The following is an 8,841-nucleotide window of genomic DNA, read 5'->3' on the forward strand; positions in this document are numbered from 1 at the left end:
CGACTCCACAGCCCCCATCGCACCCGGCAGCACCACCAGCACGGAGGAGAACGCATGAGCGTCACCGCCCCCGCCGGATTCCGGGCGGCCGGCGTGGCCGCCGGGATCAAGCCCACCGGCGCGCTCGACCTGGCCCTCGTCGTCAACGACGGCCCGCGGCACACCGCCGCCGGGGTCTTCACCACCAACAAGGTCAAGGCCGCGCCGGTGCTGTGGTCCCAGCAGGTGCTGCAGGAACGCAGCCTGCACGCCGTCGTGCTCAACTCCGGCGGCGCCAACGCCTGCACCGGTCCCGAAGGCTTCCAGGACACCCACGCCACCGCCGAGAAGGTCGCCGAAGTCCTCGGCGTCGGCGCCATCGACGTGGCCGTCTGCTCCACCGGGCTGATCGGCGAACGGCTCCCGATGCCCGCCGTGGTGTCCGGAGTGGACGGTGCCGCCGCGGCGCTCGACGGCACCGCGGACGCGGGCACCGCCGCCGCCACCGCCGTGCTCACCACCGACAGCAAGGCCAAGCAGGCCACCGCCGCGGGCAACGGGTTCAGCGTCGGCGGGTTCGCCAAGGGCGCCGGGATGCTCGCGCCCAACATGGCCACCATGCTCAGCGTGCTCACCACCGACGCCGTCGTCGAACCGGACGTGCTGGACGCCGCGCTGCGCGCCGCCACCCGCACCACCTTCGACCGGCTCGACGTGGACGGCGGCACCTCCACCAACGACACCGTGCTGGTGCTGGCCTCCGGCGCCTCCGGCGTCGAACCGAGCGCCGCGGAGCTCACCGAGGTCCTCACCGCCCTCAGCGCCGACCTCGTCCGCCAGCTGCAGGGCGACGCCGAAGGCGCCACCAAGGCCGTGGACATCACCGTGCGCGGCGCCCGCACCGAGGACGACGCCGTCCACATCGGACGGATCATCGCCGAGGACAACCTGGTCAAGACCGCGCTGTTCGGCTCCGACCCGAACTGGGGCCGGATCGCGATGGCGCTCGGCCGTGCCGAAGCCGAGATCGACGTCAGCCGCGTCGAGATCATCACGAACGGCGTCTCGCTGTTCGCGGGCGGACTGCCCAACCGGGACCGCGGCGAAGCCGACCTCACCGGCCGCGACATCGAGATCGTCGTCGACCTGCACCTCGGCGACCACGCCGCCACCATCCTGTCCACCGACCTGTCCCACGACTACGTCGAAGAGAACAGCGCGTACTCCTCATGAGCGCCGACCAGATCCCGGCAGACCAGACCCCGGCCGACCGGCTCGCCACCGCCGCCGAGAAGGCCAGCGTGCTCGTCGAAGCACTGCCCTGGCTGGAGCGCTTCCACGGCGCCACCGTCGTCGTCAAGTACGGCGGCAACGCCATGATCGACGACGAGCTCAAGGCCGCGTTCGCGCAGGACATGGTGTTCCTGCGCCTCGCCGGGCTGCACCCCGTCGTCGTGCACGGCGGCGGTCCGCAGATCACCACCATGCTCGACCGGCTCGGCATGGCGGGCGAATTCCGCGGCGGGCTGCGCGTCACCACCCCCGAAACCCTCGACGTGGTGCGGATGGTGCTCGTCGGGCAGGTCGGCCGCGAACTCGTCGGCCTCATCAACCAGCACGGGCCGCACGCCGTCGGCATGTCCGGCGAGGACGCGCAGCTGTTCACCGCCGCCCGCCGCACCGCCACCGTGGACGGCGAACCCGTCGACGTCGGCCTCGTCGGCGACGTCGTCGCCGTCAACCCGGACGCGGTGCTCGACCTGATCAGCGCCGGGCGCATCCCCGTCGTGTCCACGGTGGCCCCCGACGTGGACGGCGTGGTGCACAACGTCAACGCAGACACCGCCGCCGGAGCGCTCGCCGTCGCCCTCGGCGCCGAGAAGCTCGTGGTGCTCACCGACGTCGAAGGCCTCTACACCGACTGGCCGGACCGCTCCTCGCTCGTCGCCCGCCTCGACGCCGACGAGCTCGAAGCGCTGCTGCCCGGCCTCGCCGCCGGGATGGTGCCGAAGATGGAGGCCTGCCTGCGCGCCGTGCGCGGCGGCGTGCCGCGCGCCCACGTCATCGACGGCAGGCTCGCGCACTCGGTGCTGCTCGAAGTGTTCACCAGCGCAGGCGTCGGAACGATGGTGCTGCCCGGACAGGAAGGCGAACCCGCATGACCACCAACACCACCGGGACCCAGCGCTGGCAGGCGTCCATGATGGGCAACTACGGCACCCCGAAGCTCACCCTCACCAGCGGCTCCGGCTGCGAGGTCACCGACGCCGACGGCAACACCTACCTCGACTTCGTCGGCGGCATCGCCGTGAACGCGCTCGGCCACGCCCACCCGAACGTCGTCGACGCCGTCACCCGCCAGATCGGCACCCTCGGGCACATCTCCAACTTCTACGCCCACGAACCCGGCCTGGAACTCGCCGAACGGCTGCTAGAGCTCGCCGGGTTCGCCGGGCGCGGCCGGGTGCTGTTCTGCAACTCCGGCGGCGAGGCCAACGAAGCCGCGTTCAAGATCGCCCGGCGCACCGGGCGGCTCAAGATCGTCTCCACCGAGGGCGGGTTCCACGGCCGCACCATGGGCGCGCTCGCCCTCACCGGCCAGCCCGCCAAGCGGGAACCGTTCGTCCCGCTGCCGCCCGGCGTCGAATACGTGCCCTACGGCGACGTCGCCGCGCTCGAAGCCGCCATCGATGACACCACCGCCGCGTTCGTCGTCGAACCCGTGCAGGGCGAGAACGGCGTCGTCGTCCCGCCCGAGGGCTACCTGCGGGCCGCCCGCGAGATCACCGCGAAGCACGGCGCGCTGCTCGTCGTCGACGAGGTGCAGACCGGCATCGGCCGCACCGGGCACTGGTTCGCGTTCCAGCGCGAGGGCATCGAACCCGACGTGATCACCCTCGCCAAGGGGCTCGGCGGGGGACTGTCCCTCGGCGCCTGCATCGGCGTCGGCGACGCCGGTGAACTGCTGCAACCCGGCCAGCACGGCACCACCTTCGGCGGCAACCCCGTCGCCTGCGCCGCCGCGCTCGCCGTCCTCGACACCATCGCCGCCGACGGCCTGCTCGACCACGTCAAGGCCATCGGCGAACTGATCGCCGACGGCGTCCGCGAGCTCGGCCACCCGAAGATCGCCGGGGTCCGCGGCCTCGGCCTGCTGCTCGGCATCCGGCTCACCGAGCCCGTCGCCGCGGCCACCGCCGCCGCGGCCCAGGACGCCGGCTACCTGATCAACGCCGTGCAGCCCGACGTGCTGCGGTTGAGCCCCGCACTGGTGCTCGACGCCGACCAGGCCCGGCGGCTCGTCGCCGACCTGCCCGGCCTGCTCGGCTGACCTGCCCGAACACCCGAATCCCACCACGACAGCCACGGAGGTGATCCCGTGACGCTCCGGCACTTCCTGCGCGACGACGACCTGAGCCCGCAGGAGCAGACCGACATCCTCGACCTCGCCGCTCGGTTCAAGGCCGACCGCAACGGGGACCGGTCCCTCGAAGGCCGCTCCATCGCGGTCATCTTCGAGAAGAACTCGACCCGCACCCGGATGTCCTTCGAGGTCGGCATCCACCAGCTCGGCGGCCAGCCGCTCGTCGTGGACGGCCGCATGATGCAGCTCGGCCGCGAGGAGACCATCGAGGACACCTCGCGAGTGCTGTCCCGCTACGTCGACGCCGTCGTCTGGCGCACCTTCGCCCAGCCGCGCATCGAAGCGATGGCGGCCGCGGCGAGCGTGCCCGTGATCAACGCGCTCACCGACGAGTTCCACCCCTGCCAGGTCCTCGCCGACCTGCAGACCGTGCGGGAACGCCACGGCGAGCTGCCCGGCCGCACCCTCACCTACCTCGGCGACGGCGCCAACAACATGGCGCACTCGCTGCTGGTCGGCGGCGTCACCGCGGGCATGCACGTCCGCATCGGCGCTCCCGCCGGCTTCGCCCCCGCGCAGTGGGTGCTGGACGCGGCCAACAAGCGGGCCGCCGAGACCGGCGGCTCCGTGCGCGTCGAGACCGATCCGCGCGCCGCCGTCGACGGCGCCGACGTGCTCGTCACCGACTCCTGGACCTCGATGGGCCAGGAGAACGACGGCAAGGACCGGGTCAGCCCGTTCCGCCCGTTCCAGATCAACGCCGAGCTGCTCGCCGCCACCGGCGTCGAGACCACCGTGCTGCACTGCCTGCCCGCGCACCGCGGTTGGGAGGTCACCGACGACGTGCTCGACGGACCGGCCAGCGCCGTGTTCGACGAGGCGGAGAACCGGCTGCACGCGCAGAAGGCCCTGCTCGCCTGGCTGGTGCAGCGGTCATGAGCACCCGGGCGGCCCGGCAGGCCCGCATCGTCGAGCTCGTCTCGGCGATGGGCATCCGCAGCCAGACCGAGCTCGCGCGGCTTCTCGCCGGGGACGGCATCGACGTCACCCAGGCCACGCTGTCCCGCGACCTCGACGAACTGGGCGCGGTGAAGCTGCGCGGACCCGACGGGGGAGCCGCCGTCTACGTCATCCCCGAGGACGGCAGCCCCGTCCGCGGCGTGCAGGGCGGCACCACCCGGCTCAGCCGGCTGCTGGCGGAACTGCTCGTCTCCGCCGACGGCTCCGGCAACCTCACCGTGCTGCGCACCCCGCCCGGCGCCGCCCAGTTCCTGGCCAGCGCCATCGACCGCGCCGCCCTGCTCGAAGCCGTCGGCTCCATCGCGGGCGACGACACCGTCATGGTCGTCGCCCGCGAACCGCTCACCGGCCTCGACCTCGCCGAACGGTTCACCAACATGGCCTCCGGCGAGCGGGCGGCCCGGCCCGAGGACGGGGAACCGGGCGACGCGCACCTCACCGGCGGCGAGGACGATGACCGACCGAACCCGCACCATCCGAACGAATCCCGATAAGGACCCACCGTGACCCAGCAAGGCAGCGAGCCCACCAAGCTGTGGGGCGGCCGCTTCGCCTCCGGCCCCGCCGAAGCGATGGCCGCGCTGAGCCTCTCCACCCACTTCGACTGGCGGCTGGCCCCCTACGACATCGCCGGTTCCCGCGCGCACGCCCGCGTGCTGCACGCGGCCGGGCTGCTCACCGCCGACGAGCTCGAGCGGATGCACCAGGGCCTCGACGTGCTCGCCGCCGACGTCGAATCCGGCGCGTTCCAGCCCGTGATCGACGACGAGGACGTGCACACCGCCCTCGAACGCGGGCTGCTTGAACGCGTCGGCGCCGACCTCGGCGGCAAGCTGCGCGCCGGCCGCTCCCGCAACGACCAGGTCGCCACCCTGTTCCGGATGTGGCTGCGGGACGCCACCCGCCGCGTCACCGCAGGTGTGCTCGACGTCGTCGACGCGCTCGCCGGGCAGGCCGCGGCGCACCCGGACGCGGTGCTGCCCGGCCGCACCCACCTGCAGCACGCGCAGCCGGTGCTGCTCGGCCACCACCTGCTCGCGCACTGCCAGGCGCTGCTGCGCGACGTCAGCAGGCTGCGGGACTGGGACGCGCGCACCGCCTTCTCCCCGTACGGCTCCGGCGCGCTCGCCGGTTCCTCGCTGGGGCTGGACCCGCAGGCCGTGGCCGCCGAGCTCGGCTTCGACGGCGCGGTGGACAACTCCATCGACGGCACCGCCTCCCGCGACTTCGCGGCCGAATCGGCGTTCTGCCTGGCCATGCTCGCGGTGAACCTGTCCCGGGTCGCCGAAGAGGTGATCATCTGGAACACCGCCGAGTTCGGCTACGTCACCCTCGACGACGCCTGGGCCACCGGCAGCTCGATCATGCCGCAGAAGAAGAACCCCGACGTCGCCGAACTGGCCCGCGGCAAGTCCGGGCGGCTCATCGGCAACCTCACCGGGCTGCTCGCGACACTGAAGGCGCAGCCGCTGGCCTACAACCGGGACCTGCAGGAGGACAAGGAGCCGGTCTTCGACTCCGTCGAACAGCTCGACCTGCTGCTGCCCGCGATGGCCGGGATGCTCGGCACGCTCACCTTCCACACCGAGCGGCTCGCCGAACTCGCCCCCGCCGGGTTCACCCTCGCCACCGACATCGCCGAGTGGCTGGTCCGCCAGGGCGTGCCGTTCCGCGTCGCGCACGAGGCGTCGGGGGAGTGCGTGCGCACCGCCGAGGCCCGCGGCATCGGGCTCGACGAGCTCACCGACGAGGAGCTCACCGCCGCGCACCCCGCGCTCACCCCGCAGGTGCGCGACGTGCTGACCGTCCCCGGCTCCATCGCCTCCCGCGACTCCCACGGCGGCACCGCTCCGGACCGGGTGCGCGAGCAGCGGGACCGCGTGTTCGCCGCGATCGAGTCCCATCGCGCCTGGCTGGCGGCGTGAGGCCCGTTCGCGTTCGATCGGTACTGTTCCGCTCGTGAGCCACCAGCTGACGCGAGCGGAACTCGCCCACGACCCCCTCCGGGTGGCTCGCCGCCTGCTCGGCTGCGAGCTGCGGTCCAGCCACCCGGAGGGCGACGTGCGGGTGCGGCTCGTCGAAGTCGAGGCGTACCGCGGCGGCGACGACCCGGCCTCGCACTGCTACCGCGGCAAGACGCAGCGCAACGCGGTGATGTTCGGGCCCGCCGGGCACCTCTACGTCTACTTCGTCTACGGCATGCACTTCTGCATCAACGTCGTCTGCACCGAGGACGGTGAGCCCGGCGCGGTGCTGCTGCGCGCGGCCGAGGTCCTCGACGGCACCGAGCTCGCCCGCAGCCGCCGCCCTGCGGTGCGCAAGGACGCCCAGCTCGCCAGCGGTCCGGCCCGGCTCGCCGGCGTCCTCGGCATCACCCGCGAGCACAACGGCATCGACCTCACCGACCCGGACTCGCCGATCCGGCTGCTCGACGGCCCGGCCGTCGACGAGGACGACGTGCGCACCGGACCGCGCGTCGGCGTCGCCACCGCGGTCGACCTGCCGTGGCGGTCCTGGATCGACGGCTCCCCGGCGGTGAGCCCCTACCGGCGCGGGGGACGCCGCCGCATCCGGGACCAGGGATGAAGCCGCTCGCGCGGATGCGACAGACTGGTCCGCGTGAGTGAGCACATCCTTGACGAGCTGACCTGGCGCGGCCTGATCGCGCAATCCACCGACCTCGACGCGCTGCGCTCGGACCTGGATTCCGGGCCGCTCACTCTCTACGCGGGCTTCGACCCCACCGCACCCAGCCTGCACGCCGGTCACCTGATCCCGTTGCTGACGCTGCGCCGCTTCCAGCTCGCCGGGCACCGCCCGGTGGTGCTCTCCGGCGGCGCGACCGGCTTGATCGGCGACCCGCGGGACGTCGGCGAGCGCAACCTGCACGACGTCGACACCGTCCGCGAGTGGACCGGGCGCATCGGCGGCCAGCTCGCCCGCTTCGTCGACTTCGACGAGTCCGCGACCGGCGCCCTCGTCGCCGACAACGCCGACTGGACCGCGCAGCTGCCCGTGACCGAGTTCCTCCGCGACGTCGGCAAGCACTTCTCGATCAACACGATGCTCGCGCGGGAGACGGTGAAGCGCCGCCTGGAGGGCGACGGCCTCTCCTACACCGAGTTCAGCTACATGCTGTTGCAGGCCAACGACTTCGTGCAGCTCTACCGCCGTTACGGCACGCGCTTGCAGCTCGGCGGCTCCGACCAGTGGGGCAACATCGTCGCCGGCGTGGACCTGCTGCGCCGCCAGGAGAACGCCACCGCCCACGCGCTCACCCTGCCGCTGGTCACCGACGCGGAGGGCCGGAAGTTCGGCAAGTCCACCGGCGGCGGCAACGTGTGGCTCGACCCCGAGCTCACCTCGCCGTACGCCTGGTACCAGTACTTCGTGAACTCCGCGGACGCGGACGTCGCCAAGTACCTGCGCCTGTTCACCTTCCTCGACCGCGAGGAGATCGAGGAGCTGGAGCGCACCACGGCCGAACGCCCGCAGCAGCGCGCCGGGCAGCGCAGGCTTGCCGAGGAGCTCACGACCCTGGTGCACGGCGCCGACCAGACCCGCCAGGTGGTCGCCGCCAGCCAGGCGCTGTTCGGTCGCGGGGACTTCGCCGAGCTCGACGAGGCCACCCTGGACGCCGTGATGGCGGAGGTCCCCACCGGCGAAGTGCGCCTGTCGGACGAGCCCACCATCGTCGACCTGCTGGTCGAGGCGGGTCTCGCCCAGGGCCGTGGAGCCGCCCGCCGCACCGTCAACGAGGGCGGCGCCTACGTCAACAACACCAAAATCGCAGATGAGACGTGGTCTCCGTCCAAGGACGACCTGCTGCACGGCCGCTGGGCCGTCATTCGACGTGGCAAGCGTCACACTGCGGGGATCAAGGTGCTGTACTAGCCTGTTCGTAGGGCCGGAAACGGCAGGTGACCTGCGGGTTTACCTCGTTCCGGTCCTACTGCGGGCTGACTTGACTTTGAGTCGGCCAACGCGTAACTTATTCCAAGTCAGCGCGGAACGGGCCGAAAACAAACGGGCCGGGCGCGACAGCGGGGCCACGAACCAAGCTCCCAACTGGTGTTGGTAGAGTGGGTGGAACCGAAAGTGGAAAACTCTAAAAGCAGGCCGAAACTTGGCTGGGCGGGTGCGAGTCACCGCGGAAACGCTAAACCGACCCCCTTGAAACGGCCGGAAATCGGGCCTGCTAGAGTTTGAAACATCGCAAGAACGGAAGACGAAAGAGTGACTCCCCGGAGTTCGCGGCCCTGAAATTGGGGTTGTGGGTGATGGTGTGGGTGTGTTCTTTGAGAACTCAACAGCGTGCCGATGATGGTGAGTGGTAAACTCATCTTGATGAATTACATGCCTCGGCTTTCTTTTGGGATTGCTGGGGTGCCTCGTTTTTTTCGGGGCAGGATTTACTCTAAGACATTGTTGGAGAGTTTGATCCTGGCTCAGGACGAACGCTGGCGGCGTGCTTAACA

8 protein-coding genes are annotated in these 8,841 nt (G+C 71.4%); all 8 read left to right on the forward strand.

All coding sequences use genetic code 11. The annotated features are described in order from the left end of the window. Positions 1 to 54 precede the first annotated feature (54 nt). Genes argJ through tyrS form a run of 8 tightly spaced genes read left to right on the forward strand, consistent with a single transcriptional unit; the run spans position 55 to position 8,257 of the window. Positions 55 to 1,212, forward strand: coding sequence for a bifunctional glutamate N-acetyltransferase/amino-acid acetyltransferase ArgJ (gene argJ / locus ABZ805_RS15190; RefSeq protein ID WP_358439819.1), 1,158 nt, complete (start codon positions 55 to 57; stop codon positions 1,210 to 1,212). Then, the gene (argB, locus tag ABZ805_RS15195) at positions 1,209 to 2,141 is read left to right on the forward strand and encodes an acetylglutamate kinase (RefSeq protein ID WP_358439822.1); all 933 of its coding nucleotides are present in this window, start codon (positions 1,209 to 1,211) and stop codon (positions 2,139 to 2,141) included. Before argJ ends, argB begins: the two co-directional genes overlap by 4 nt. Beyond that, complete coding sequence (locus tag ABZ805_RS15200; protein WP_358439825.1) at positions 2,138 to 3,310, forward strand: acetylornithine transaminase; 1,173 nt, start codon at positions 2,138 to 2,140, stop codon at positions 3,308 to 3,310. The genes argB and ABZ805_RS15200 overlap by 4 nt, the downstream gene beginning before the upstream one ends. A gap of 48 nt (positions 3,311 to 3,358) precedes the next feature. After that, a complete protein-coding gene (gene argF, locus ABZ805_RS15205; protein ID WP_358439827.1) occupies positions 3,359 to 4,282 on the forward strand; it encodes an ornithine carbamoyltransferase in 924 nt (307 codons plus the stop codon). Then, entirely contained in the window at positions 4,279 to 4,857 is a 579-nt protein-coding gene (locus ABZ805_RS15210) for an arginine repressor (RefSeq protein ID WP_358439830.1), read from the forward strand. The genes argF and ABZ805_RS15210 overlap by 4 nt, the downstream gene beginning before the upstream one ends. A 9-nt stretch (positions 4,858 to 4,866) precedes the next feature. Next, the gene (gene argH / locus ABZ805_RS15215; RefSeq protein ID WP_358439832.1) at positions 4,867 to 6,288 is read left to right on the forward strand and encodes an argininosuccinate lyase; all 1,422 of its coding nucleotides are present in this window, start codon (positions 4,867 to 4,869) and stop codon (positions 6,286 to 6,288) included. 34 nt (positions 6,289 to 6,322) lie between these two features. After that, positions 6,323 to 6,949, forward strand: a complete 627-nt coding sequence (locus ABZ805_RS15220; RefSeq protein WP_358439834.1) for a DNA-3-methyladenine glycosylase — start codon at positions 6,323 to 6,325, stop codon at positions 6,947 to 6,949. Positions 6,950 to 6,982: 33 nt separating this feature from the next. Then, positions 6,983 to 8,257 (forward strand): tyrosine--tRNA ligase, encoded by a 1,275-nt coding sequence (gene tyrS / locus ABZ805_RS15225; RefSeq protein WP_358439837.1) that lies wholly within the window; start codon positions 6,983 to 6,985, stop codon positions 8,255 to 8,257. The last annotated feature ends 584 nt before the right edge of the window (positions 8,258 to 8,841 follow it).

It is taken from the genome of Saccharopolyspora sp. NPDC047091, from assembly GCF_040643635.1.
GTDB lineage: Bacteria > Actinomycetota > Actinomycetes > Mycobacteriales > Pseudonocardiaceae > Saccharopolyspora_C.